The sequence below is a fragment of the Variovorax ureilyticus genome (assembly GCF_050632185.1).
Taxonomy (GTDB): domain Bacteria; phylum Pseudomonadota; class Gammaproteobacteria; order Burkholderiales; family Burkholderiaceae_C; genus Variovorax; species Variovorax ureilyticus_A.
In genome coordinates this window covers 3696006-3719453 of the sequence record NZ_CP192579.1, presented here as the reverse complement: position 1 = coordinate 3719453, position 23448 = coordinate 3696006, and the positions used below count along the sequence as shown (strand labels likewise).

Annotated in this window: 23 protein-coding genes, 1 tRNA gene and 2 pseudogenes; 13 read left to right on the top strand and 13 right to left on the bottom strand. The window is 67.2% G+C overall.

Annotation, left to right across the window (positions count from 1 at the left end; genetic code table 11):
- Positions 1 to 3: 3 nt before the first annotated feature.
- Positions 4 to 459 carry an rRNA maturation RNase YbeY gene (gene ybeY, locus ACQ858_RS18350; protein ID WP_431274031.1) on the bottom strand — a complete coding sequence of 152 codons (456 nt, stop codon included), beginning with the start codon at positions 457 to 459 and terminating at the stop codon, positions 4 to 6.
- 160 nt (positions 460 to 619) lie between these two features.
- Positions 620 to 1561 (bottom strand): PhoH family protein, encoded by a 942-nt coding sequence (locus ACQ858_RS18345; protein ID WP_431276895.1) that lies wholly within the window; start codon positions 1559 to 1561, stop codon positions 620 to 622.
- A gap of 177 nt (positions 1562 to 1738) precedes the next feature.
- Here ACQ858_RS18345 and ruvA point away from each other — a divergent pair, with 177 nt between their 5' ends.
- Positions 1739 to 2311, top strand: coding sequence for a Holliday junction branch migration protein RuvA (ruvA, locus tag ACQ858_RS18340; RefSeq protein ID WP_431274030.1), 573 nt, complete (start codon positions 1739 to 1741; stop codon positions 2309 to 2311).
- Positions 2312 to 2405: 94 nt separating this feature from the next.
- Here ruvA and ACQ858_RS18335 read toward each other — a convergent pair whose 3' ends face one another.
- On the bottom strand, positions 2406 to 2840 hold the full coding sequence (locus ACQ858_RS18335; RefSeq protein ID WP_431274029.1) for a hypothetical protein: 435 nt from the start codon (positions 2838 to 2840) through the stop codon (positions 2406 to 2408).
- A 107-nt stretch (positions 2841 to 2947) separates the two neighbouring features.
- On the opposite strand from ACQ858_RS18335, the gene ruvB reads away from it, so the two are divergent.
- Positions 2948 to 4003, top strand: a complete 1056-nt coding sequence (gene ruvB, locus ACQ858_RS18330; RefSeq protein ID WP_431274028.1) for a Holliday junction branch migration DNA helicase RuvB — start codon at positions 2948 to 2950, stop codon at positions 4001 to 4003.
- Here the strand turns inward: ruvB and ACQ858_RS18325 are convergent.
- Positions 3973 to 5739, bottom strand: coding sequence for a lysoplasmalogenase family protein (locus tag ACQ858_RS18325; RefSeq protein ID WP_431274027.1), 1767 nt, complete (start codon positions 5737 to 5739; stop codon positions 3973 to 3975). The two genes, ruvB and ACQ858_RS18325, sit on opposite strands and share 31 nt — an antisense overlap.
- Before the next feature lie 146 nt (positions 5740 to 5885).
- Between ACQ858_RS18325 and ACQ858_RS18320 the strand changes: the two genes are divergently transcribed.
- The 3 genes from ACQ858_RS18320 to ACQ858_RS18310 all read left to right on the top strand — a co-directional run bounded on the left by ACQ858_RS18320 (position 5886) and on the right by ACQ858_RS18310 (position 8250).
- Positions 5886 to 6764 carry a UDP-2,3-diacylglucosamine diphosphatase gene (locus tag ACQ858_RS18320; RefSeq protein WP_431274026.1) on the top strand — a complete coding sequence of 293 codons (879 nt, stop codon included), beginning with the start codon at positions 5886 to 5888 and terminating at the stop codon, positions 6762 to 6764.
- A complete protein-coding gene (locus tag ACQ858_RS18315; RefSeq protein ID WP_431274025.1) occupies positions 6761 to 7930 on the top strand; it encodes a glycosyltransferase in 1170 nt (389 codons plus the stop codon). Before ACQ858_RS18320 ends, ACQ858_RS18315 begins: the two co-directional genes overlap by 4 nt.
- 122 nt (positions 7931 to 8052) lie before the next feature.
- Positions 8053 to 8250 (top strand): hypothetical protein, encoded by a 198-nt coding sequence (locus ACQ858_RS18310; RefSeq protein ID WP_431274024.1) that lies wholly within the window; start codon positions 8053 to 8055, stop codon positions 8248 to 8250.
- Positions 8251 to 8337: 87 nt separating this feature from the next.
- On the opposite strand, the gene ACQ858_RS18305 is transcribed toward ACQ858_RS18310, so the two are convergent.
- Positions 8338 to 8414, bottom strand: a tRNA-Met gene (locus tag ACQ858_RS18305).
- A gap of 119 nt (positions 8415 to 8533) precedes the next feature.
- On the opposite strand from ACQ858_RS18305, the pseudogene ACQ858_RS18300 reads away from it, so the two are divergent.
- The 3 genes and pseudogenes from ACQ858_RS18300 to ACQ858_RS18290 form a co-directional block, all read left to right on the top strand.
- A pseudogene (locus ACQ858_RS18300) lies at positions 8534 to 8779 on the top strand (sigma-70 family RNA polymerase sigma factor); the annotation flags it as partial.
- On the top strand, positions 8731 to 9192 hold the full coding sequence (locus tag ACQ858_RS18295; RefSeq protein WP_431276894.1) for an RNA polymerase sigma factor: 462 nt from the start codon (positions 8731 to 8733) through the stop codon (positions 9190 to 9192). The pseudogene ACQ858_RS18300 and the gene ACQ858_RS18295, both read left to right, overlap by 49 nt.
- Positions 9189 to 10247 carry a hypothetical protein gene (locus tag ACQ858_RS18290; protein ID WP_431274023.1) on the top strand — a complete coding sequence of 353 codons (1059 nt, stop codon included), beginning with the start codon at positions 9189 to 9191 and terminating at the stop codon, positions 10245 to 10247. The genes ACQ858_RS18295 and ACQ858_RS18290 overlap by 4 nt, the downstream gene beginning before the upstream one ends.
- A 2-nt stretch (positions 10248 to 10249) precedes the next feature.
- Here ACQ858_RS18290 and ACQ858_RS18285 read toward each other — a convergent pair whose 3' ends face one another.
- The 4 genes and pseudogenes from ACQ858_RS18285 to ACQ858_RS18270 all read right to left on the bottom strand — a co-directional run bounded on the left by ACQ858_RS18285 (position 10250) and on the right by ACQ858_RS18270 (position 14820).
- Complete coding sequence (locus ACQ858_RS18285; RefSeq protein ID WP_431274022.1) at positions 10250 to 11029, bottom strand: enoyl-CoA hydratase; 780 nt, start codon at positions 11027 to 11029, stop codon at positions 10250 to 10252.
- Positions 11030 to 11083: 54 nt separating this feature from the next.
- Positions 11084 to 12877, bottom strand: coding sequence for a M61 family metallopeptidase (locus ACQ858_RS18280; RefSeq protein ID WP_431274021.1), 1794 nt, complete (start codon positions 12875 to 12877; stop codon positions 11084 to 11086).
- Positions 12877 to 13599 (bottom strand): DsbC family protein, encoded by a 723-nt coding sequence (locus ACQ858_RS18275; RefSeq protein WP_431274020.1) that lies wholly within the window; start codon positions 13597 to 13599, stop codon positions 12877 to 12879. The genes ACQ858_RS18280 and ACQ858_RS18275 overlap by 1 nt, the downstream gene beginning before the upstream one ends.
- Before the next feature lie 17 nt (positions 13600 to 13616).
- A pseudogene (locus tag ACQ858_RS18270) lies at positions 13617 to 14820 on the bottom strand (FAD-dependent monooxygenase).
- An 18-nt stretch (positions 14821 to 14838) separates the two neighbouring features.
- On the opposite strand from ACQ858_RS18270, the gene ACQ858_RS18265 reads away from it, so the two are divergent.
- Complete coding sequence (locus ACQ858_RS18265) at positions 14839 to 15720, top strand: MOSC domain-containing protein (RefSeq protein WP_431274019.1); 882 nt, start codon at positions 14839 to 14841, stop codon at positions 15718 to 15720.
- A 67-nt stretch (positions 15721 to 15787) separates the two neighbouring features.
- Positions 15788 to 16879 carry a redox-regulated ATPase YchF gene (gene ychF / locus ACQ858_RS18260; RefSeq protein WP_431274018.1) on the top strand — a complete coding sequence of 364 codons (1092 nt, stop codon included), beginning with the start codon at positions 15788 to 15790 and terminating at the stop codon, positions 16877 to 16879.
- 67 nt (positions 16880 to 16946) lie between these two features.
- On the opposite strand, the gene ACQ858_RS18255 is transcribed toward ychF, so the two are convergent.
- Positions 16947 to 17417 carry a YqaA family protein gene (locus tag ACQ858_RS18255; RefSeq protein ID WP_431274017.1) on the bottom strand — a complete coding sequence of 157 codons (471 nt, stop codon included), beginning with the start codon at positions 17415 to 17417 and terminating at the stop codon, positions 16947 to 16949.
- Positions 17418 to 17597: 180 nt separating this feature from the next.
- Between ACQ858_RS18255 and dusB the strand changes: the two genes are divergently transcribed.
- The 3 genes from dusB to purH are packed head-to-tail and all read left to right on the top strand — an operon-like array spanning position 17598 to position 20503.
- Positions 17598 to 18656, top strand: a complete 1059-nt coding sequence (gene dusB, locus ACQ858_RS18250; protein WP_431274016.1) for a tRNA dihydrouridine synthase DusB — start codon at positions 17598 to 17600, stop codon at positions 18654 to 18656.
- Between the two features lie 32 nt (positions 18657 to 18688).
- Positions 18689 to 18925 carry a Fis family transcriptional regulator gene (locus ACQ858_RS18245; protein WP_286539439.1) on the top strand — a complete coding sequence of 79 codons (237 nt, stop codon included), beginning with the start codon at positions 18689 to 18691 and terminating at the stop codon, positions 18923 to 18925.
- 6 nt (positions 18926 to 18931) lie between these two features.
- Positions 18932 to 20503 carry a bifunctional phosphoribosylaminoimidazolecarboxamide formyltransferase/IMP cyclohydrolase gene (purH, locus tag ACQ858_RS18240; protein ID WP_431274015.1) on the top strand — a complete coding sequence of 524 codons (1572 nt, stop codon included), beginning with the start codon at positions 18932 to 18934 and terminating at the stop codon, positions 20501 to 20503.
- A gap of 157 nt (positions 20504 to 20660) precedes the next feature.
- On the opposite strand, the gene ACQ858_RS18235 is transcribed toward purH, so the two are convergent.
- The 3 genes from ACQ858_RS18235 to thiD form a co-directional block, all read right to left on the bottom strand.
- A complete protein-coding gene (locus ACQ858_RS18235) occupies positions 20661 to 21008 on the bottom strand; it encodes a hypothetical protein (RefSeq protein WP_431274014.1) in 348 nt (115 codons plus the stop codon).
- A gap of 5 nt (positions 21009 to 21013) precedes the next feature.
- On the bottom strand, positions 21014 to 22300 hold the full coding sequence (gene hemL, locus ACQ858_RS18230; RefSeq protein WP_431274013.1) for a glutamate-1-semialdehyde 2,1-aminomutase: 1287 nt from the start codon (positions 22298 to 22300) through the stop codon (positions 21014 to 21016).
- A 117-nt stretch (positions 22301 to 22417) separates the two neighbouring features.
- Positions 22418 to 23374: a bifunctional hydroxymethylpyrimidine kinase/phosphomethylpyrimidine kinase gene (gene thiD, locus ACQ858_RS18225; RefSeq protein ID WP_431274012.1), complete on the bottom strand. Its 957-nt coding sequence runs from the start codon at positions 23372 to 23374 to the stop codon at positions 22418 to 22420.
- Positions 23375 to 23448 lie beyond the last annotated feature (74 nt).

Here is a 23448-nt window from a genome sequence, read left to right as displayed (position 1 = left end):
CCGTCAGTAAGGATTCTTGATGCCGAGCCGGGCGAGGATCTCGATCTCGCGCGCCTCCATCGCCTCGGCGTCCTCGTCGCTGGTCTCGTGGTCCCATCCCTGCGCGTGAAGCGTGCCGTGCACCAGCAGGTGCGCGTAGTGCGCGGCGAGCGTCTTGCGCTGTTCCTTCGCTTCCTTGGCGACGACCGGCGCGCACAGCACGAGGTCGGCCATCACGACCGGCGCCTCCGCATAGTCGAAGGTCAGCACGTTGGTCGCATAGTCCTTGCCCCGGAATTCGCGATTGAGCCGCTGGCCTTCGTCTGCGTCGACGATGCGCACCGTGATCTCGCCGTCGGCATCGAGCGCATGGCGAACCCAGCGCGCGACGCTGTGCCGCGGCAACGCAGCGCGATGGCGCTCCACGCCCTTGAAGCGGCCGAACTGGAGCGACAGGGAAAGTGCGGGCAGTGCTGCCATCTCAGTTCTCCATGGCGCTGCACGCCACCCGCGCCGCATGAAACCGGTGCAGCCGAGGCCAGAAACCCCGCGGAACCGGCTTTGCCGGGCCGCTGGGGTTGCCCCCGGAGAGGGGTGTCCGAGCCACACGAAGTGGGCGAGGCTGGGGGTGAGCTTCATTTCACGCGCTCCGCTTCTTGGCGCTGTCGTAGGCGTCGATGATCCGCGCCACCAGCGGATGGCGCACCACGTCCGCGCTTGTGAAGTGCGTGATCGCGATGCCGTTGACCCGCTTGAGGATGCGCTCGGCGTCGATCAGGCCGCTGAGCTGCGCTTTCGGCAGGTCGATCTGGCTGATGTCGCCGGTCACTACCGCCTTGGCGCCGAAGCCGATGCGCGTGAGGAACATCTTCATCTGCTCCGGCGTGGTGTTCTGGGCCTCGTCGAGGATCACGAAGGCGTTGTTCAGCGTGCGCCCGCGCATGAAGGCCAGCGGTGCGATTTCGAGTGCATTGCGTTCGAAGGCCTTCTGCACGCGGTCGAAGCCCATCAGGTCGTAGAGCGCGTCGTACAGCGGCCGAAGATAGGGATCGACCTTCTGCGTCAGGTCGCCCGGCAGGAAGCCGAGCCGCTCGCCGGCCTCGACCGCGGGGCGCGTCAGCACGATGCGCTGGACCGCGCTGCGTTCCAGCGCATCCACCGCGCTCGCGACGGCGAGGTAGGTCTTGCCGGTGCCGGCGGGGCCGATGCCCAGCGTGATGTCGTGGCTCGCGATGTTGTGCAGGTAGACGCTCTGGTTCGGCGTGCGTGCGCGCAGATCGGCCCGGCGCGTGGCGAGGACGACCGCGCCATCCTCGTCCTCGGTCATCGAGCCGTCCCCGGCGAGGGTGAGCTGGACCACGGCCGCATCGATGGGCCGCTGCGCGATTTCGTAAAGCGCCTGCAGCACGTCCATGGCGCGCTCGGCATTCGCCTTGGCGCCGTCGACCTTGAACTGCTCGTGGCGGTGCGCGATCTTGACGTTGAGCGCTTCTTCGATGCGCCGCAGGTTCGCGTCGAGCGGACCGCAAAGATGCCCCAGGCGCGTGTTGTTGGGCGGGGCGAAGGTGTGTCGCAGAATCACGCCATCCTCACTTTCATTCATTCCTCATGTCTTGCCAAAAGAGCGCGCCCAAAGATTCGAGGGCCAGCGCAGCGCAGCCCGTTCGGGAGACGCCGCGGAACTGGCTCGGCCAGGCCGCAGGCGTCGCCCCCTGGGGGTGTCCGAGCCACACGCTGTGGGCGAGGCTGGGGGGCGCCAATGATAGGCAAACTCACCGGCATCCTGGCCGAACGCAATCCGCCGCAGATCGTGGTGGACTGCCATGGTGTCGGCTACGAGGTGGACGTGCCCATGAGCACCTTCTACAACCTGCCGGCCGCGGGCGAGCGCGTGTCGCTGCTCACGCACTTCGTGGTGCGCGAGGATGCGCAGATCCTCTACGGCTTCGGCACCGCCGCGGAGCGCGCGGCCTTCCGGCAGTTGATCAAGATCTCCGGCGTGGGGCCGCGCACCGCGCTGGGCGTGCTCAGCGGCATGAGCGTGAGCGAGTTGTCGCAGGCGATCACGTTGCAGGAGGCGGGCCGCCTGGTCAAGATTCCGGGCATCGGCAAGAAGACGGCGGAGCGGCTGCTGCTGGAGCTCAAGGGCAAGCTGGGCGCCGAGATCACGCTGCCCGCGCACGCGGCCACCGACAACCAGGCGGACATCCTCCAGGCGCTGGTCGCGCTCGGCTACAGCGACAAGGAGGCCGCGGCGGCATTGAAGGCGCTGCCGCAGGATGTGGCGGTGGGCGAGGGGATCAAGTTGGCACTGCGGGCGCTGGCGAAGTAGGCGGCTCAGGCCGGCGCCGGGCCGCCCCAAGGCGGCCAGCGGCCCCCTCGGGGGGCAGCGACTCACGCAGTGAGGAGCGTGGGGGCAACACCTTTCAACGCCAGTCCTGCATCGCGAGCGCCAGCGCGAACATCACGGTCTGCACGGCCACCGCGATGCCGTGCCGCTGCATCAGCTGGCGGGCGAGAAGGACCCGGTCGGCCAGCGGACGCGACGCATCGGCGGAGCGCCGCAGTCCCAGCCGTTCGAGGGTGCCGTCGAGGCTTGCCAGGGAGCCGATGGCGCCTTGCGCGAGTGCCTCGTACGTGAGCGCGTCGAGCCGCAGGCGCAGCGCCAGGTAGCGTTCGGGCAGCCCGACCAGCGCCACCGCCGCATACGCAGCCCACGAGACCGATGGCAGCGATCGGCCCGTCAGCGCGAGCACGAGCCCCGCGATGAAGGAGAGCGCCAACCCCCAGGCGGCCAGCATCCCGCTGGCGCGCAACAGGCCGGCCGTGGCGGCGCACAGTGCGCGATCTTTGTCATTCATGCGGGTGGTGATCGACAAGGTTCTCGCCCCCTTCAAGGTGGCGCATTCTGCCGCACGGCACGCCGCTGAGGTCGGCCGACTAAACTGCTCGCTCAGCCCGCAAGCCCATGACCATCCAGACCGACGATTTCGCCCCGGTGCCGCAGCGCGTGGTGTCCGCCGCACCCGCCTCGCCCAATGAAGAGGCGATCGAACGCGCGTTGCGTCCCAAGCTGCTCGACGAATACGTCGGCCAGGCGAAGGTGCGTGAACAGCTCGAAATCTTCATCGGCGCGGCACGCCAGCGCCAGGAGGCGCTGGACCATGTGCTGCTCTTCGGTCCACCCGGGCTCGGCAAGACCACGCTGTCGCACATCATCGCGGCCGAGCTCGGCGTCAACCTGCGGCAGACCTCCGGCCCGGTGCTCGAGAAGCCCAAGGACCTCGCGGCGCTGCTCACCAACCTCGAGCGCAACGACGTGCTCTTCATCGACGAGATCCACCGGTTGTCGCCGGTGGTCGAGGAAATCCTTTACCCCGCGCTGGAGGACTACCAGATCGACATCATGATCGGAGAGGGCCCCGCGGCGCGAAGCATCAAGCTCGACCTGCAGCCGTTCACGCTCGTCGGCGCGACCACCCGTGCGGGCATGCTGACCAATCCGTTGCGCGATCGCTTCGGCATCGTCGCTCGGCTCGAGTTCTATACGGCGGAGGAACTGGCGCGCATCGTCCATCGCAGCGCGGGCCTGCTCGGCGTGCCGACGGACGAGGCCGGCGGCCTGGAGATCGCGCGCCGCTCGCGCGGCACGCCGCGCATCGCCAACCGGCTGTTGCGCCGGGTGCGCGACTATGCGCAGGTCAAGAGCGACGGCCGCATCACGGCCGATGTCGCGCACAAGGCGCTGGCGATGCTCGACGTCGATCCGCAGGGCTTCGACCTGATGGACCGCAAGCTGCTCGAAGCCGTCATCCACCGCTTCGACGGCGGCCCGGTCGGCCTCGACAACATCGCGGCGAGCATCGGCGAGGAGGCCGGCACGATCGAGGACGTGATCGAGCCGTATCTGATCCAGCAGGGCTACCTGCAGCGCACGCCGCGCGGGCGCACCGCGACGCTCGCCGCGTACCGGCACCTTGGCGTTGCCGCGCCTCAGCGTGACGGCGACATGTTCGGGAACTGAGCCGGCGCCGGTTCGCCGGCCGGCCGCACATGGGCCGCGATCAGCCACTGCGCCGCGTAGTAGGTCGCCAGCACCCACAGCGACGCCACCGGCAGCGGCAGGGCGAAGCGGTTGGTCGCCAGCAGCGCGTCGCTCAGCATGAAGAAGCAGGCGCCGGCGGCGACCTTCCGTGCTGCTGAATCACCCACGACCGCTGCGCGCCCCAGGGCCTGCGCGGCCATGCAGGCGATCACGACCACATAGATGCCGACCGGAATCCGCAGGCCTGCCGGCAGGCCGCTCCACCACAGAAACGCATACATGACCGCGCCAATGCCGAGCGTCGCGGCAAGCGCGTTCGGCCGCGGAAACAGCCCGACCCCTTGCGCGAACAGCCCGATGTAGGCCAGATGCGCGAGCAGGAAGCACACGAGCCCCGGCACGAACAACTGCGGCCACATGAGCAGCACGTCGCCGGCCAGCGAGGCGGCGAGTCCGGCAATCAGCAGTCGCGCTAAGCGGCGTGGCACCTCGGGCGCGCGATGGCGCGTCGCTGCAAAGCCGATGAGCACCGCGAGCGCGAGCGGCTTGAACACCACATGCAGCGCTCCGATACCCAGCGCACCGCTGGCCGTCGCCAGCGCCGCCGCATCGATGAAGAGAAACTCCGTCAGCGTCAGCCGGCCTTGCAGTGCCGCGCCGGTCGCCCAGAGCCCCGCGGTCAGCGCCGCGAGCCATACCGCGGAAGTGGCGAGCGGCAGCGTGTCCGAAAACCACAGAAAGGTGACGGCGCCCGCCAGCAGCACGACGAATTGCATAGCCGCGAAAGCCCGTACGCCGCCGGACGCCGGCGGCTCGTAGCGCTGCACCTGCCGGATGTCGAAGGCCGGCTTCGGGTCGATCGCCGCCACGTCCGCCGGCCGCCAGCCCGGCGGCTTGATCCACAGGCGCAGCTTGTCGCTCCATCGCCGCGTGCGCCAGCTGTCGCGTGCGAGCGCCCAGTACACCTCGGCGTTGGCCCAGATCGGGTCCCAGCTCCGCAGCGGGCTGCGTGTGCCGTAGACGCAGGGTTCATCTTCTTCCCTGAAGGTGCCGAAGATGCGGTCCCACACGATGAGGACGCCGCCGTAGTTGCGGTCGATGTAGCGGTCGTTCACCGCGTGATGCACACGGTGATTTGACGGCGAGCAGAACCAGCGGTCGAACCAGCCGAGCTTTCCAATCTGTTCGGTGTGCACCCAGAACTGGTAGAGCAGGTCGATGAGCGCGACCACGCCGAAGACCAGCGGCGGCACGCCCGCGATCGCCATCGGCAGGTAGAAGATCCACCCGAGCAGCGCGCCGCTCGAGGTCTGCCGCAGCGCGGTAGAGAGGTTGTAGTGCTGGCTCTGGTGATGCACCACGTGCGCCGCCCACAGCACCGCGCTCTCGTGACCGAAGCGGTGCAGCCAGTAGTAGCAGAGGTCGTAGAAGACCAGCGCCAGCAGCCACCCGTACCACTGCATCCAGAAATGCTCGTCCGGGAAGAGCGCGAGGGCCGACCAGCATGCGCTGTAGATGCCGATGCGCAGCAGCCCGGTGAGGACCGCGGTGATCTGGCTCAGGATGCCGAGACCGAGGCTGTTGATCGTGTCGGGCAAGCGATAGGTGTCGTGCCCGGTCCCGAGCTTCGCGCGCCGGCGGCCGACCAGGAATTCGATCCCGATCAGCAGGAAGAAGACGGGCGTTGCGAGAACGATGATCTGGCCGGGGCGCATGAGGCCGATTGTCCCGACCGGGCGGTGACCTCGCGACCATCGGCGCGTCATGGTTTGCCCCAAGAACCTGCTCCCGATGGCGGTGTCGTCAGCACGTCATCGTGCTGCCATGACCCCGTCATGCGCGGCTGCGAACGTGCAGCGCCATGCAGAGAGATGACGCTTTTCTTCGCGCATGGAGCGAAAGTGTGCCGCAGATTCCGGAGCCGGAGGAGGCTGACTTCACGCGGCCGGTGCAGCGCTTTCGCACCCTGTGGATCTCGGACCTGCACCTGGGCACGCCGGGCTGCCAGGCGCGGATGCTGCTCGACTTCCTGAAGCACACCGAGTGCGAGACGCTCTTCCTGGTCGGCGACATCATCGACGGCTGGCAGCTCAAGCGTCACTGGTACTGGCCGCAGGCGCACAACGACGTTATCCAGAAGCTGTTGCGCAAGGCGCGCAAGGGCTCCCGCGTGATCTTCGTTCCAGGCAACCACGACGAGTTCGCGCGCAAGTACCTGCATCACAACTTCGGTGGCATCGATGTCGCCGATGAGTGGATTCACGAGACCGCCGATGGCCGCAAGCTCTGGATCATGCACGGCGACCTGTTCGACGGCGTGATCCAGTGCGCGAAGTGGCTGGCGCATGTCGGCGACTCCCTCTACGAATTCACCCTCAAGCTCAATCGCCATCTCAACTCGTTGCGGGCGCGGTTGGGCTTGCCGTACTGGTCGCTGTCCAAGTACCTCAAGCTGAAGGTCAAGCGCGCGGTCAGCTATGTCGGCGACTTCGAGAACGCGGTGGCCCGCGAAGCGCGCCGGCGCGGCGTGCACGGCGTGGTGTGCGGCCATATCCATCACGCCGAGCTGCGCGACATCGACGGCATCCTCTACGCCAACGACGGCGACTGGGTCGAGAGCCTGACCGCGCTCGCGGAGCATGCGGACGGAACGCTCGAGATCCTGCACTGGGCCGACCACATGCCCGTCGCAACGCAAGCCGGGCGCGCATCCTCGCGGCGGGAGCCAGTACACGCATGAGGACGACGCGGACAGTCGACCTCGTGTACTTCAACGCCGGCGGCGGCCATCGCGCCTCCGCGCTGGCGCTCGAATCGGCGATCCAGCGCGCCGGCCTGCCGTGGACGGTGCGGTTGGTCAACCTGCGCGAAGTGCTCGACCCCAAGGACGGCTTTCGCCGGCTGACCGGCATGGACCCTGAGGATGTCTACAACAAGCGCCTTGCACGCGGATGGACGCTCGGGCTCGCGCAGGAACTCAAGCTGCTGCAGGGAATGATCCGCTGGTGCCACACGACGCTGGTGCGGCAGTTGCAGCAGCATTGGCTGGCGACCGAGCCGGACATGGTCGTGTCCCTGATCCCGAACTTCAACCGGCCGCTCTGCGAGGCGCTCGCATCGACGCTGCCGGGCGTGCCCTACGTCACGGTGCTGACCGACCTGGCCGACCATCCGCCGAATTTCTGGATCGAGGAGGGCCTGGACCAGGACCTGATCTGCGGCTCGGCCAAGGCGGTGGAGCAAGCGCTCGCCGCCGGCCACGCACCGGAGCGGGTTCACGCCAGTTCCGGGATGATCATTCGCGCGTCCTTCTACGACGAGCAGCCGGTGGATTGCCGTGCGGAGCGTGCCCGGCTCGGGCTCGACCCCGATCGGCCGACCGGCATCGTGCTCTTCGGCGGGCAGGGCTCGAAGGCGATGCTCGGCATCGCGAAGCGCCTGCCCGATACGCAGCTCATCCTGGCTTGCGGCCACAACACGAAGCTCGCCGACGCCCTGCGCGAACTGCCGGCGCGTGCGCCGCGGCTGGTGCTGGGCTTTACGCCCGACGTCCCCCGCTACATGGCGCTGGCGGATTTCTTCATCGGCAAGCCTGGCCCCGGCAGCTTGAGCGAAGCGGTTCATATGGGGCTGCCGGTGATCGTGGTGCGCAACCGCTGGACCTTGCCCCAGGAGCGCTACAACACCCAATGGGTGCGGGAGCACGGCCTGGGCATGGTGTGCAGCAGCTTTACCCGGGTCGACGAGGCTGCCGCCGGACTCATCCGGCATCTGGATCGCTACAGGTCGGCAACGCGCAAGGTGCAGAACCGGGCGGTGTTCGAATTGCCCGTCATGCTCGAAGGCATCCTGTCGCGCGCCGAGCGGCCCCAGCCGGGCAAGCCCGTGACGCCGGTCAATTTGTAATCGATTGGATTACTTTTTTGCGGATGAACAGGGTTTCGCTAGTACTTTGAGTTTACATATCGGTTACAGTCCGCCCGTCAGCATCGGCCAACCGTCAGGCCCGCCTCATCGAGGACAAGACCGTGAGAAAAGCATCCTGGTTCGTCGTGGCAGGTTTCTTGGCGATGGCTGCGTGCCTGGGCGGATGCAGCAACGCCCGCGAGGACACGTCGGCCGCGCCCACCGCGGTGGCCGCCACAAAGAAGGACCTCGTGATCGTGACCTGGCAACCGGTCGACAAGACCGCCGAGTTCCTCAGCGGCTGGCGTGCCAAGGAATAGCCGGTCGCGCCGCGCAGCGGCAGCCGCGCTGATCGGCATGAAAGGGAAAGCCCCGCAAGTCATTGACTTGCGGGGCTTTTCTGTTCTTGGTGGCTCTTCACGGACTCGAACCGCGGACCTGTGGATTATGATTCCATCGCTCTAACCGACTGAGCTAAAGAGCCGAGCCCAGGATTATAACCATTCGGAAAGCCGGCTTCGGCCCCACGCCAAAGTTTTCTTAACTTCCGGCCTCGCCGCGGGACGCCGGCCAGCCGCGCGAGGTGCGCTAAAAAATCCGCCGATGTCCGCGACCGCCGCCATCCCCGATCGCCTCGACGCGACGACCCCCGACGACCAGCTCATGCTGGCTTACGTCGGCGGCGATGCGTCCGCATTCGACGTGCTGTACGCGCGCCACGAGAGCGCAATCTTCCGCTTCGTGCGGCGTCTCCTCGGCGTGCGTCTCGCCGCCGAGGTCGGCGAGGTGTTCCAGGGAACCTGGGCACGCATCATCTCCGCGCGCGACACGTTCACGCCCGAGGAAGGCACCTGGCGCATCTGGGCTTACAGCATCGCGCACGAGCTGGCCATGGCGGAGCTCCGCCTGAGCGGCCGGGAAGCGGTGTTCTACGCGCACGACGAGGACGGCGATGGCATCGAGGCCGCGCACCTCTTCGGCCTGGGCGTGCTGCGCGGGGGCCGGCCGACGCGCATCCTTCGGCGGGGGAGCTGGCCTTCTGGCGCGCGGCGGGACGCCGGCTGCAGGCCTGCCTCGACGAGCTGTCCGACGATCAGCGCGCGGCCTTCCTGCTGCATCACGAGGAGGGCTTCACGGTCGAGGTGGTGGCCCGTACTCTGGGCGTCGACGCCGACACTGCCTGCGACCGCCTGCGCCATGGCCTCGAGACACTGCGGGACTGCATGGAGCGGTATCTGGCCGTTCTGGAGCGCCACGCATGAGTGCCGAAGACGCTGGCTCCCATGATCTGCACGACCCGCGCCTGTGGCGGGCGCTGGACCACGCGCCGGACCAAGGCGCGATACCCGACTGGCGGGTGCGCAAGGAGATCCTGAAACAAGCGCACGCCGCGATCGGCGAACCCGATCCCGAGGACGCCGAGGCCGAACTGGAGCACGCCGCGCAATCCTGGTGGCAGCGCCTCGCCGAGGAACGCGCGGGCCGCGGGAAACCGAGGCGGCGTTGGCCCGTGGCCGTGGCGGCCATGATGGTCGCCTTCGTGGCGGTCATGCTCTGGCGGCGCGAACCCGCTCCCGCGCCCGCGCCGCCGCCCGACGACAGGACGCCGGTGGCATTGGGTTCGCCCGCGACCGAAGAGTCGACTTCGCCGCCCTCGGCATCCCGGCCCCCGCCGAGCGATCCGTCATCCATTCCGCTGCTGCCGCCGAGCTTTTTCGCGACGCCGGAACCGGAACCGGCATCGACGCCCGCGCCGCCGCCTGCACCTCTTGCGGCGCCAGCGCAGTCTCCATCGCCTCCGCCGAAGGGCCAGAAGGCGCCGCAGGCGGCTGCGCCACCCCTGTCGCCAGCGGCATCGCCGCCGCCGCCACGCGAGGCAGTCGCATCCGCCGGACCCACGCCGCCGGCAGGTCCCGCGGCTTCACCATCGGTTCGCACGGACGAGACCGAGCCGCCGACCTTCGATGCGCTCGGGCAGTGGACCCGCATCACGATCTCGAAGCGCGGCGGCGAAAGCCGCAGCCTGCCGCGCGCCGAGGCGCGCGAGATCAGTGCACTGTTGGGCTCGGCCGCGCTTTCGGCGGTGGGGCCTCGGCCCCTCAAGGGCACGCCCGAGTGGCGCGTGACGCTGGAACGCGGCACCGAGGTGCTGGCGGTCTTCGAAGTCTCGGGGCCGCAGGTGCGCTGGCGGGAGGGGCGCACGCCGTCGGCCACGGGCGCGCCTTCGGCCGGCGCGCTCTCCGCGCTGAGAGACGCGCTCGGGCATGCGGTGCAGGAACCACAGCCCGTGTCGGGCGAGCCGTCGCGCAGCCCCTGAGCCTACTGGTGCTTGAAGTTCGGCGCCCGCTTGGTCAGGAAGGCGTCCATGCCTTCCTTCTGGTCGGCGGTGGCGAAGAGCGAGTGGAACAGGCGCCGCTCGAACATCACGCCGTCCGACAGGCCGCTTTCGAAAGCCCGGTTGACCGATTCCTTGGCCGCCATCACCGAAAGCTGCGAGAAGCCCGCGATCACGAGCGCGGCACCCAGGGTCTCTTCCATCAACTTGTCCAGCGGCACGACGCGGCTCACCAGCCCGGCGCGCTCGGCTTCGGCGGCGTCCATCATGCGGGCGGTGAGGACCATGTCCATCGCCTTGGACTTGCCGACCGCGCGCGGCAGGCGCTGCGTGCCGCCGGCGCCGGGGATCACGCCGATCTTGATCTCGGGCTGGCCGAACTTCGCATTGTCGGCCGCGATGATGAAGTCGCACATCATCGCCAGCTCGCAGCCGCCGCCGAGCGCGAAGCCCGCGACCGCGGCGATCACCGGCTTGCGGATGGAGCGGATGGTTTCCCAGTTGCGGGTGATGAAGTCGCCCTTGAACGTATCGAGAAAGGTGTACTTGGCCATCGCCGCGATGTCGGCACCGGCGGCGAACGCCTTCTCGCTGCCGGTGACGATGATGCAGCCGATGGCCTCGTCGGCGTCGAAGGCCTTCAGCGCCTGGCCGAGTTCGGTCATCAGCGCGTCGTTGAGCGCATTGAGCGCCTTGGGGCGGTTGAGCGTGATGATGCCGACCTTCTCGGCTTCGACCCGTACTTCGATGGTTTCGTAGCTCATGCGTATCTCCTTGGTCTTTGGAAACTGACTTGATCGGGCCGCAGGCGTGGCGCGCTAGATCCGGCTCAGCCAGCGCGCCAGTTTTGCGGCATCCTGCGCGAACAGGCGCCACGTCGTCACGCTGGCGGGCATGACCACCGGCAGCCGCAGCAGCCGCCGGTCCCTTGCGACCAGCGCGGTGAAATTCTTCAGCGGGCCGAGATAGAGCGCCAGATCGTCGAGCCGCGTAATCCGCCAGCCTTGTGCAGGGCGGCCCCTGGCGGCCGGCAGTTCGATGCCGATCCATTCGTCGTTGGCCGAGAAGCCGGCCTGCTCGGCCGCGCCGCCGCGAAGCACCGCCTTGATCTGCACGGCGCCGTTCGATTCGGCCACGCGAAGGCCGAGCTCCTGCGCGCGCTGCGCCGGATCGTCGAGCGTGGCGACGCCGTGGGCGCGCAGCAGATCGGCCACGGGCAACTCGTCGGTCGAATGGACCCAGCGCGCGATCTCCTTCGAGAAAGAGCGGCCGCCCGCCTTTTCGAGCGCGGCGGTGAAATCGGCCTCGTCGATCGGACCGCCTTCGCTGCGGTTCCAGAGCAGGCGCATGACCTCGTCGAGCGTGCCCTTGCCTTCGGCGCGCAGCGTGAGGTCGATGCAAAGCGCGACCAGCGCGCCCTTGGTGTAGTAGCTCACCGTCGTGTTGGGCGTCTGCTCGTCCTGCCGGTAGTACTTGACCCAGGCGTCGAAGCTGGCCTCGGCGACGGACTGCACGAGCCGGCCCGGCGTCTGCAGCACCTGGTTGACCGTCTTGTTGAGCAGCTTGAGGTAGGTCGCGTCGTCGACAAGCCCCGCGCGGCGCAGCAGCAGGTCGTCGTAGTAGCTCGTGAAGCCCTCGAACAGCCACAGAAGGCGCGTGTAGTTCTCCCGGCTGTAGTCGTGGCGCGCGAACTCGGCCGGCCGCAGGCGCTTCACGTTCCAGGTGTGGAAGTACTCGTGGCTGATCAGCCCGAGCAGTGTCGTGTAGCCGTCCGGCTGCTTGCGTGCGCCCTGTTGCGGCAGGTCGCGGCGCGTGCAGATGAGCGCGGTCGAATGGCGATGCTCGAGGCCGCCGTAGCCGTCGTCCACCGCATTGAGCATGAAGACGTACCGGTCGTGCGGCGGCTTGGGCCCGTGGCGCTTGCCGACCTTGTCACCGTGCCAGAAACGCATCTGCGCCTCGCAGACGGTGCGCGTATCGGCCAGCAGACGGTCGCCGTCGAAGGAGGCCGGCGCACCCGCGACCACGAAGCGGTGCGGCACGCCGCAGGCTTCGAATTCGCCGCTCCAGAAGGCGCCCATCTCGACGGGGCTGTCGGCCAGTTCGTCGTAACCGGAGGCCACGTACTTGCCGAAGCCGTGGCGGTCGATGTGCGTCGCCTTCAGCGCAGTGGCACAGGACCATCGCGGGCCTTCCTTCGGCGCCGCGGGGGCGACGATCTCGATGTGATGCGGCGAATCGGCCAGATCTTCGACCTGCAGGCAAAGGCTGGTGCCGTTGAAGAAGCCGCGGTCCTCGTCGAGCCACGCCGTGCGCACCGAGTTGTCGTAGGCGCACACCTCGTAGCGAAGCGCCAGTGGCTTGCCCGGCGAGCACTCGATTTCCCAGGTGCACTTGTCGAGCTGCCGGACGGCAAGCTTGCGGCGGCCCTGGGTCGCGCGCAGGTTCTGCAGGTTCTTCGAGAACTCGCGCACGAGGTAGCTGCCCGGGATCCAGACCGGCAACGCGACCCGCTGCAGGGCCGCGGGTTCGTCGACGACGAGCGAGACGCCGAAGAGGTGCGCCCTGCGGTCCGCGCACTCGACGCGGTAATGGACGGCCGGCGCGGCCATCAATTGAGCGCGGCGAGTTGTTTCTCGACCTGTGCCGCCGGAATCGCACCCGGTGCGCGCGTGCCGTCGCTGAAGAACAGCGTCGGTGTGCCGGTAATGTTGTATTTCTGGCCGAACTCGCGATTGCGCGTCAGCGCGACCGTGTCGCACTCGCCGGTCTCCGGCACCACGCCGCGTTGCATCCAGTCGTTCCAGGCCTTGGCCTTGTCCTTCGAGCACCAGATGTTGCGCGCCTTGACCACCGAATCGGGACCCAGCACCGGGTAGAGGAAGAGCTGGATGGTCACGTTGTCGACCTTCGTCATGTCGCGCTCGAACTGCTTGCAGTAGCCGCAGTTCGGATCGGCGAACACCGCGAGCTGCCGCTTGCCGTTGCCGCGCACGATCTTGATGGCGTCCTTGAAAGGCAGCTTGTCGAAGGCCACTTCGCTGAGCTTCTCGATGCGTTCCTCGGTGAGGTTGCGCCGTGCCTTGACGTCGATCAGATTGCCCTGCAGCAGGTAGTTGCCCTGCTCGTCGGTGTAGAAGATCTCGAAGCCGTTGATGCGCACTTCATAGAGCCCCGGAACCGGCGCCTTCGTGATCTCGTCGATCTTGGCGAACTGCGGGATGCGCGCGGCCAGGTTCTTGCGGATCTCGGCTTCGCCGGCCGAAGCGGTCAGGGCGTAGCCCAGGGCGAGGGCGGCCAGCGAGGCGAGCAGAGGGCGTGTGAGTTTCTTCATGATGGTGTTCCCGGCATTCATTGCAGGCCCATGGCCTGCCGAGCGATCCAGTTCTTGACGAGCCTTGTGCGGTCGAACCCGCGCATGCCCCAGTTGCGCAGCGCCGGCAAAGGATCGGCACTGTGCGCGAAGAGTTGCTGAAGCCCGTCGGTGGCGAGGCTCATCGACAGCACGCCGGTGCGGCGGGTGCGCTCGTAGCGGCGTAGCAGCCGCGGGTCGCCGACGCTGCGCCAGTACTCGCGCGACTTGATGATCTCTGCGAGTGCCGCGGCATCGCCGAGGCCCAGGTTCAGTCCCTGGCCCGCGAGCGGATGCACCGAGTGGGCGGCGTCGCCGGCCAGCGCCCACGCCGCGCCGTTGTCGAGGCGGCCGGTCCAGCGCTCGGCGATGGCGCGCTGCAGCGGCCAGTGCCGCGCGCTCGCTGGTCAGCTTGAGCGCTCCGACCGCGTCGTGCGTGGCTTCGCGCAGGCTGGCGCAGAACACCTCGGCACTCTGCGCAAGGAGTTCCGGCGCGCGAAGCTGGTCGACGGACCACACCAGCGCGAGCGAACGGTCCAGCGCATGGGCATCGGCGGGTCGGTTCGCATCGGCGAGCGGCAGCAGCGCCAGCACCTCGCCCTTGTCGTTGAACCACTGCCGCGCGGTGCCGTCGTGCGGACGCTCGGCTTCGAGCCGCGCCGCGATCGCATGCTGGGGATAGCGCGTGACTTCATGGCCGACGCCGAGCGCATCGCGGGTGGCGCTCATGCGCCCTTCGCAGATGACGGTGAGCGGCGCCGCGACCGGTGTGCTCACGACTTCGATCCGGGGCTGGAAGCGGACCGCGTCGCTCAGTTGCCGTTCGAGTGCCGGAACGTCGACGATCCACGCCAGCGCCTCGACCTTCTGGCGTGCGGCGCTGAACTGCACGCGGCCGCCTTCGTCGCCATAGATCAGCATCTCGCGAACGGGTGTCGCGTGAGCGCTGTCGGGCCAGGCGCGCAGCGACTCGAGCAAGGTCTTGGAGGCGCTATTGAGCGCGTAGGCGCGCACGTCCTCCGCGGCGGGTTGGGTGTCCGGCACCACGAGCGCGACGCGCACGCGCTCGCGCGCCAGCAGCAGGGCCAGGGTGCGTCCGACGATGCCGGCGCCGCGAATGCAAACCTCGGGGGGAGAGCCATCGCGGCATTGTAGGAGCGAGCTCCCGGCGCCGCGGCATGCGGGAGAATCGCCGCTTCTCATATTTGGATGCGCGTTCCCGTGAAAACCTCCGAATTCGACCTTGAGGCCACGATTGCCCGGCTTTTCGTCTATCCCGTCAAATCGTGCGCTGGCGTCGAGGTGTCGGAAGCGCTGCTCATCGAGACCGGTCTCGAATTCGACCGCGCATGGATGGTGGTCGACGAGTCGGGCGAATTCGTCTCCCAGCGCGACCTGCCGCGCATGGCCCTCATCCGCCCGCAGCTCAAGCACGCCGAAATGGAGCTCCGGGCGCCCGGCATGCTGGCCCTGCACATCGCCTTCGACCGTGTCGAGGCGCCGACGCGCGTGCGCGTCTGGAACGACGAAGTGGCGGCCTACGACATGGGCGACCTGGCGGCCCAGTGGTTCAGCGACTTTCTCTCGGAGCCGGGCAAGCCCGAAAGGCTGCGCATGGTGCGTTTCGATCCCGAAGTGCGGCGGCTGTCGAGCCTCAAATGGACCGCCGGCGTGGAGGCGCTCAACCAGTTCGCAGATGGCTTTCCGGTCCTCGTCGCCAGCGAAGGATCGGTCGCCGAGCTCAACGCGCGCCTCGCGGCGGCGGGCCATGAAGCGGTCGGCATCGAGCGGTTCCGCCCCAATGTGGTCCTCGCCGGCATCGAGGCACACGACGAAGACCGGGTCGATACGCTCCACATCGCGACGGAGGAGGGCGAGGCGAGCCTCAAGCCGGTCAAGCCCTGCGCGCGCTGCCCGATCCCCGACATCGATCCCGCGACCGGCACGAGCAGCCCCGAAGTCGGCGACACGCTGCGCACCTACCGTGCCGATCCGCGCGTCGACGGCGCGATCACCTTCGGGATGAATGCGATCGTGCTCGGGGGCGTGGACCATGCTTTGCGGGTCGGTCAGCGCGTGGGCGCCAACCTGCGCTTCGAGTGACGCGGGCGTCCCGCAGGCCGGGCGCCTAAAATCACCGGTTCCCCCAAGATTTCTGAAAGCAACCGCCATGAGCCTCCAGTGCGGCATCGTCGGCCTGCCCAACGTCGGCAAGTCCACCCTTTTCAATGCATTGACCAAGGCGGGCATCGCCGCCGAGAACTATCCCTTCTGCACGATCGAGCCGAACGTCGGCGTGGTCGAGGTGCCGGACCCGCGGCTCGATCAATTGGCCGAGATCGTCAAGCCCGAGCGCACCGTTCCGGCCATCGTCGAGTTCGTCGACATCGCGGGCCTCGTGGCCGGCGCGAGCCAGGGTGAAGGCCTCGGCAACCAGTTCCTCGCGCACATCCGCGAGACCGACGCGATCGTGAACGTGGTGCGCTGCTTCGAGGACGACAACGTGATCCACGTGGCCGGCCGCGTCGATCCGATCTCCGACATCGAAGTCATCCAGACCGAGCTGTGCCTCGCGGACCTCTCGACGGTCGAGAAGGCGCTCGCGCGCCACACCAAGACGGCGCGTTCGGGCGACAAGGATGCGATCAAGCTCGTCGGCCTGCTCGAGAAGTGCCGGGCCGCGCTCAACGAGAGCAAGCCGGTGCGCTCGGTCGAGTTCAGCAAGGAAGACCGGCCGCTGATCAAGCAGTTCTCGCTCATCACCGCCAAGCCCGCGATGTTCGTCGGCAACGTGGCCGAGGACGGTTTCGAGAACAACCCCTTCCTCGACCGCCTGCGCGAATACGCGGCGGCACAGAACGCGCCCGTGGTGGCGATCTGCGCCAAGATCGAAGCCGAGCTCGCGGACATGGACGACGAGGACCGCAAGATGTTCCTCGCCGAGATCGGCCAGGAAGAGCCGGGCCTGAATCGCCTGATCCGCGCAGCCTACACGCTGCTGGGCCTGCAGACCTACTTCACCGCCGGTGTGAAGGAGGTGCGCGCATGGACCATCCACGTCGGCGACACCGGCCCGCAGGCGGCCGGCGTGATCCACACCGATTTCGAGAAGGGCTACATCCGCGCCCAGACCATCAGCTTCGGTGACTTCATCGCCTACAAGGGCGAGCAGGGCGCGAAGGATGCGGGCAAGATGCGCGCGGAAGGGAAGGACTACGTCGTCAAGGATGGCGACGTGATGAACTTCCTCTTCAGCTCCTGAGCTGGTCCGCTACCGCGGCTGGCTGCGTGTCGCTGAAGGCGGCGCTTTGGCCTGACCGACCTCGGCTTCAGTTCGGCCAGATATAGAGCAGCGCCACCGTCATCGTGACGTAGCGCAGGAACTTGCCGATCGCCATGTAGGCCACGCAAGGCCAGAAGGGCAGCTTCAGCCATCCCGCCACCGCGCACAGCGGATCGCCGACGATCGGCAGCCAGGCCAGGAGACATGCCTTGGGACCGAGGCGTTCGAGCCACGCGAGGGCGCGCAGGTGCGTCTTCGAATGGGCGTACTTGTCCGCGACCTTGTGAGCGCCGTAGCCCATCCACCAGTCGACGGCGCCGCCCAGCGTGTTGCCCGTGGTGGCCACCAGGATCGCCGGCCAGAAGAGTTCGGGATTGAGCTTGAGGAGTCCGAACAGTGCAGGCTCGGAGCCCACAGGGATCAGCGTTGCCGACACGAATGCGGCAATGAAGAGCGTGCTGAGACCGTATTGGGGCAGCGCGAGAACCGCGAGAAGTGAGTCGAGCCAGGCTTGCATGAGCGCCGGAGTATAGAAAAGCGCCCACGCAATGGCGTGTAGGTGCAAGTATGGATACCGACTGTCGCTGACTTGCCATCTGATGCGCAATGAGTGCAAATCGTTGCAGCCGGGACCTTCTCGCGCCGCTACAATCGTGCCTCATTTTTCAGCACCCGGCGCGCTCGCCACTCTCCTTTCATGACCTTGCACATCGGCAACATCGCGCTGGAAAACGGCCTGTTCGTCGCGCCCATGGCGGGTGTCACGGACCGGCCGTTTCGCATGCTGTGCCGCGAACTCGGCGCGGGTTATGCCGTGAGCGAGATGGTCACTTCGCGCAAGGAACTGTGGAACAGCCTCAAGACATCGCGCCGTGCCAATCACGATGGCGAGCCCGGCCCCATTTCGGTGCAGATCGCCGGCACCGACGCGGCCATGATGTCCGAGGCCGCGCAATACAACATCGATCGCGGCGCGCAGATCATCGATATCAACATGGGCTGCCCCGCCAAGAAGGTCTGCAACAAGTGGGCCGGCTCCGCGCTGATGCGCGACGAGCCCCTGGCGCTCGAGATCGTGGAGGCGGTCGTCAGGGCCGCCGCACCGCACAACGTTCCGGTCACGCTCAAGATGCGCACCGGCTGGAGCGAAGACCATCGCAATGCCGTCACGCTGGCGCGACGCTTCGAGGCAGCCGGCGTGCAAATGCTGACCGTGCACGGACGCACGCGCGAGCAGGGCTACAAGGGCCATGCCGAATACGACACGATCGCGGCGGTCAAGGCCGCGGTCCGGATTCCGGTTGTCGCCAACGGCGACATCACATCACCAGAGAAAGCACGCGACGTTCTGGCACTCACCGGCGCGGACGCCATCATGGTCGGCCGTGCGGCGCAGGGCCGTCCCTGGATCTTTCGCGAGATCGCACACTTCCTCGACACAGGTACGCATCTGGCCCCGCCGCTGGTGGCCGAAGTGCGTCGTCTCATGTTCGATCACCTGAAGGAGCACTACGCCCTCTACGGCGAATACAGCGGCGTGCGAACGGCACGCAAGCACATCGGCTGGTATGTGCGTGCGCTTCCCGGTGGCGAGGCGTTCCGCTTCGCGATGAACGCGATCGAGGACTGCGATGCGCAATGGCATGCGGTTGCGGCGTTCTTCGACCTGCTCGCCGGGCAGATGGATCGCATTCCTGCCGCAGCCGAGGGCTCGCTCGAACCCGTGGACGAACAATCAGCCGACGCACTGGCGTAAGAAGCGCAGAACGAGGAGAAGAAGAGAAAGCCATGAGCAAGAAACACATCGAAGACTGCGTACGCAGCAGCCTGGACAGTTATTTCCGAGATCTGAGAGGCACCGAACCCGACGGCATGTACGACATGCTGGTTCGCGTCGTCGAAAAGCCGTTGCTCGATGTCGTCATGACGCGGGCCGAAGGCAATCAATCCAGGGCCGCGCAATGGCTCGGCCTGAACCGCAACACGCTGCGCAAGAAGCTGGTCGAACACAAACTGCTGAAGTAACTCCCGATGAATGCACTGATTTCCGTATCCGACAAGACCGGCATCCTCGAATTTGCCCAGGCGCTGCATGCGCTGGGCATCAAGCTCCTGTCCACCGGTGGCACCGCCAAGTTGCTGGCCGATGCCGGTCTGCCGGTGACCGAGGTGGCCGAAGTCACGGGCTTCCCCGAAATGCTCGACGGCCGCGTGAAGACGCTGCACCCCAAGGTGCACGGCGGCCTGCTCGCGCGCCGCGACGTGCCCGCGCACATGGCGGCGCTGAAGGAGCACGGCATCGACACCATCGACCTGCTGGTGGTCAATCTCTATCCGTTCGAAGCCACAGTGGCCAAGCCGGGCTGCACGCTCGAAGACGCGATCGAGAACATCGACATCGGCGGTCCCGCGATGGTGCGCAGCGCGGCCAAGAACTGGAAAGATGTCGGCGTTCTCACCGACGCTTCGCAGTATCCGGTGGCGCTCGCCGAACTGAAGGCGAACGGCAAGCTCAGCGACAAGACGAAGTTCGCCTTCTCGGTCGCGGCGTTCAACCGCATCAGCCAGTACGACGGCGCGATCAGCGACTACCTCTCGGCGCTTCAGGAAGACGGCACGCATGCGCTGTTCCCGGCGCAGAGCAATGGCCGCTTCGTCAAGCTGCAGGACCTGCGCTATGGCGAGAACCCGCACCAGCAGGCGGCGTTCTACCGCGACCTGTATCCGGCGCCCGGCTCGCTGGTGACGGCGAAGCAGCTCCAGGGCAAGGAGCTGAGCTACAACAACATCGCCGACGCCGATGCGGCGTGGGAGTGCGTCAAGAGCTTCGATGCGCCCGCCTGCGTGATCGTGAAGCACGCCAACCCCTGCGGCGTCGCCGTGGGCAAGGATGCTCACGAGGCGTACAGCAAGGCCTTCAAGACCGATCCGACCTCGGCTTTCGGCGGCATCATCGCCTTCAACCGTCCGGTGGACCGGGCCGCCGCCGAAGCGGTGAACAAGCAGTTCGTCGAAGTGCTGATGGCGCCCGGCTATGCGCCCGACGCGCTCGAAGTGTTCAAGAACAAGGTCAACGTGCGCATCCTCGAGATCGCGCTGCCGCCGGGCGGCAAGACCGACTGGGAGAACGGCCGCAACGCGGTCGACGTCAAGCGCATCGGCTCGGGTCTCCTGATGCAGACCGCCGACAACCGCGAGCTGTCGGCGGACGAGCTCAAGGTCGTGAGCAAGAAGCAGCCGACGCCGCAGCAGCTTCAGGATCTGCTGTTCGCATGGAAGGTCGCGAAGTACGTCAAGAGCAATGCGATCGTCTTCTGCGCCGACGGCATGACGATGGGCGTCGGCGCGGGCCAGATGAGCCGTCTCGATTCCGCGCGGATCGCGAGCATCAAGGCGCAGCACGCGGGCCTCACGCTGTCGGGCACGGCAGTCGCGAGCGACGCGTTCTTCCCGTTTCGCGACGGTCTGGACGTGGTCGTGGACGCGGGCGCCACTTCGGTGATTCAACCAGGTGGCTCGATGCGCGACCAGGAAGTCATCGACGCGGCGGATGAGCGCGGCGTCGTCATGGTGCTCTCCGGCGTTCGCCACTTCCGCCACTGATCTGCGGCGGCAACCGGCCGTGCAGGCTAGTTGCTGCTGCCGTCGGAAAAGCGGTATTTCAGCTGGAAGCTGATCGCCCCGTAAAGGCGATCCTTGTAGCTGGGGATGATCGCAACGTTCAGCCCCCAGTGCACGCCTTCGATGGCGGCGACTGGGATCAGGGCGGGGAACCAGCCGCCATCCTTGTAGTTCGGATAGCCGTTGAAGCCCCCACCACGGCGCCGAGCTTCACGCCGTGGAACTCGAAGGGCATCACGTAGACGCCGATGTAGTTCGAGTACTCGCGGTCGCTGTTGCGAAACCTGCCGGCCGTGGCTGAAAACGTCTTGTCGATCGGCCATTCGATGCCAATGCCCGGATTCGCGTCCTCAAGCCCCTTGTTGCGATCGAAGTGCAGGGAATAGAAGCCCGGGTTGATCCAGACCTGGCTGATATCGGCGACTTGGGCGAAGGCCAGGCCAGGCAGGAGCAGGCTGGCGCCTGCCAGCGTCGACAACAACTTCATGGTGATCAGAGGGTCGTGAAGATCTGGCGTGCCGCGTCGATCGTGGCGGCGATGTCGTCGTCGCTGTGGGCCGCGCTGACGAAGCCTGCTTCGTAGAGCGCGGGCGCGATGTAGACGCCGCGGTTCAGCAGGCCGTGAAAGAGGGTGTTGAACTTCGCGCTGTCGCTCTTCATGACGGCCGTGTAGTTCTGCGGCAGCGCATCGAGCAGGAAGAAGCCGAACATGCCGCCTTCGCAGTCCGCACTGAAAGGCACGCCTTCGGCTGCAGCAGCAGCCTCGAGGCCGTCGACCAGCGTACGCGTCTTCTTCGAAAGCGCCTCGAAGAAACCGGGTTTGGCGACTTCCCTGAGCGTGGCAAGTCCGCAAGCGGTTGCCACCGGGTTGCCCGACAACGTCCCGGCCTGGTAGACCGGGCCGAGCGGCGCGAGGTGCTCCATGATCGCGCGTGGGCCGCCGAATGCCGCGAGCGGCATGCCGCCGCCGATCACCTTGCCGAGCACCGTGAGATCCGGCGTGATGCCGAGCACGCCTTGCGCGCCGCGCGCGCCGACACGGAAGCCGGTCATGACCTCGTCGAACACGAGGAGCGCGCCGTTCTGGGTGCAGAGCTCCCGGCATCGCTTGGCAAATGCCGCGCTGGCGCGCACGAAGTTCATGTTGCCCGCAATCGCCTCGATCACCAGGCACGCGATTTCGTGGCCGTGCAGCGCGAAGGCTTCCTCGAGCTGGGCGATGTTGTTGTATTCGAGCACCAGGGTGTGCTGCACCACCTCGGGCGGCACGCCGGCGGAGGTCGGGTTGCCGAAAGTCGCGAGGCCCGAGCCCGCCTTGACCAGCAGCGCATCGGCATGGCCGTGATAGCAGCCCTCGAACTTGATGATGTACTTGCGGCCGGTCGCGCCGCGCGCGAGGCGCAGCGCGCTCATGGCGGCCTCGGTGCCCGAACTGACGAGCCGGACCATTTCCATCGAAGGCACGAGCGCGAGGATCGCTTCCGCGAGTTCGATCTCGCGCTCGGTCGGCGCACCGAACGAAAAGCCCTCGGTGACGGCTCGCTGCACCGCCTCGACCACCGCGGGATGCCCGTGGCCCAGGATCATCGGGCCCCACGAGCCGATGTAGTCGATGTAGCGCTTGTCCGTTGCGTCCCAGAAGTACGCGCCCTGCGCGCGCTTCACGAATCGCGGCGTGCCGCCGACGGCCCGGAAGGCGCGCACCGGCGAATTGACGCCGCCCGGGATGACGGCGCGGGCGCGCTCGAAAAGGACTTCGTTCTGATCAATGTGTGGCATCGGCAGAGTATCTTTCATGCGGCTGTTCCCTGGCCGGCGCAGCCAGGCCCGTTGTTGAAACACCGCGGAACCGGCTTTGCCGGGCCGCTGGTGTCGCCCCCCGGTAGGGGGGCCGAGCTAGTGCCGGGTGTCGTGCGGCGGGAGCGCGAAGTCCGGCGGCGAACCTGAGTCGCCGTTGTCTTCGTCTTCGGGCTGGGCCCAGAAGAGACGGTCCGGCAGCACGTGGCCCATGCCGGGTCGGAAGCCGGCGTCGAGGCAGCGGTCCATGTAGCTCAGGGCCTCGGTGGCGGCGGCCGCGAGATCGGTGCCGCTCGCAAGCAGCGCGGCGAGCGCGGCCGACAGCGTGTCGCCGGCGCCCGCGAAGATGGCATCGAGGCGCTCGTATTTCTCGCTGGCGAGCACCGATTGCGGTGACGCCAGCACGTTGTCGATGAACTGCTCGGGCAGCACGATCCCGGTGACCAGCGTGTAAGGCACGCCGAATTCGCCCGCGGCCTTGGCGATGTCGCGCGCGGTGGGCGGGCGCTCGCCGCTCCAGTCGGGCAGAAGCCATCGCCACAGCGTGCTGTGATTGCCGACCAGCACGGTGGTCTGCGGCAGCACCAGGTCGCGGAAGGCGTCGAGGTAGGCGTCGATCTGGGTCTCGTCCCACCACGACAGGTTGGGCATGTAGGCCACGACCGGGACCTCGGGATAGTCGGTCGCGGCCTCGGCCACATTGCTCAGGTTCTCGGGCGAGCCGACGAAGCCGATCTTGATGAGCTGCACCTCCACGTCCTCGAGGATCGATCGCGCTTGCTCCGACACCGCTTCTTCATCGAACGCAAAGAAGTCGAAGATTTCGGCCGTGTCGCGCGCGTAGGCGCCCGTGACGACGGGTAGCATGTGGGCCCCCACGGAGGCCATTGCCACCGCGTCCGCGGCCGTGCCGCCCGCACCGCTCGGATCGTTGGCATTGAAGACGAGCACGCAGGGCGGATTGGCGCCGCTTTCCGCCGTGTCTTCGTCGTTCTGGGGGTCGGTAAGATCGCTCACTTTGTGATCGTGCTCTGTTGGTAGTAGGGAAGTTTTCATACCCAATCAGGGCTCACCGCCATGGTGGCATATCCGAGACGCTTATCACGAGATTTACTGATACGTTTGGATAC

Bases quoted from the DNA above. Each gene is read 5' to 3' on its own strand.
- ybeY (WP_431274031.1), bottom strand. From the start codon at position 459: ATGGCAGCACTGCCCGCACTTTCCCTGTCGCTCCAGTTCGGCCGCTTC.
- ruvA (WP_431274030.1), top strand. From the start codon at position 1,739: ATGATAGGCAAACTCACCGGCATCCTGGCCGAACGCAATCCGCCGCAG.
- ACQ858_RS18335 (WP_431274029.1), bottom strand. From the start codon at position 2,840: ATGAATGACAAAGATCGCGCACTGTGCGCCGCCACGGCCGGCCTGTTG.
- ruvB (WP_431274028.1), top strand. From the start codon at position 2,948: ATGACCATCCAGACCGACGATTTCGCCCCGGTGCCGCAGCGCGTGGTG.
- ACQ858_RS18325 (WP_431274027.1), bottom strand. From the start codon at position 5,739: ATGCGCCCCGGCCAGATCATCGTTCTCGCAACGCCCGTCTTCTTCCTG.
- ACQ858_RS18320 (WP_431274026.1), top strand. From the start codon at position 5,886: ATGCAGAGAGATGACGCTTTTCTTCGCGCATGGAGCGAAAGTGTGCCG.
- ACQ858_RS18315 (WP_431274025.1), top strand. From the start codon at position 6,761: ATGAGGACGACGCGGACAGTCGACCTCGTGTACTTCAACGCCGGCGGC.
- ACQ858_RS18290 (WP_431274023.1), top strand. From the start codon at position 9,189: ATGAGTGCCGAAGACGCTGGCTCCCATGATCTGCACGACCCGCGCCTG.
- ACQ858_RS18285 (WP_431274022.1), bottom strand. From the start codon at position 11,029: ATGAGCTACGAAACCATCGAAGTACGGGTCGAAGCCGAGAAGGTCGGC.
- ACQ858_RS18280 (WP_431274021.1), bottom strand. From the start codon at position 12,877: ATGGCCGCGCCGGCCGTCCATTACCGCGTCGAGTGCGCGGACCGCAGG.
- ACQ858_RS18275 (WP_431274020.1), bottom strand. From the start codon at position 13,599: ATGAAGAAACTCACACGCCCTCTGCTCGCCTCGCTGGCCGCCCTCGCC.
- ychF (WP_431274018.1), top strand. From the start codon at position 15,788: ATGAGCCTCCAGTGCGGCATCGTCGGCCTGCCCAACGTCGGCAAGTCC.
- ACQ858_RS18255 (WP_431274017.1), bottom strand. From the start codon at position 17,417: ATGCAAGCCTGGCTCGACTCACTTCTCGCGGTTCTCGCGCTGCCCCAA.
- dusB (WP_431274016.1), top strand. From the start codon at position 17,598: ATGACCTTGCACATCGGCAACATCGCGCTGGAAAACGGCCTGTTCGTC.
- ACQ858_RS18245 (WP_286539439.1), top strand. From the start codon at position 18,689: ATGAGCAAGAAACACATCGAAGACTGCGTACGCAGCAGCCTGGACAGT.
- purH (WP_431274015.1), top strand. From the start codon at position 18,932: ATGAATGCACTGATTTCCGTATCCGACAAGACCGGCATCCTCGAATTT.
- ACQ858_RS18235 (WP_431274014.1), bottom strand. From the start codon at position 21,008: ATGAAGTTGTTGTCGACGCTGGCAGGCGCCAGCCTGCTCCTGCCTGGC.
- hemL (WP_431274013.1), bottom strand. From the start codon at position 22,300: ATGCCACACATTGATCAGAACGAAGTCCTTTTCGAGCGCGCCCGCGCC.
- thiD (WP_431274012.1), bottom strand. From the start codon at position 23,374: ATGAAAACTTCCCTACTACCAACAGAGCACGATCACAAAGTGAGCGAT.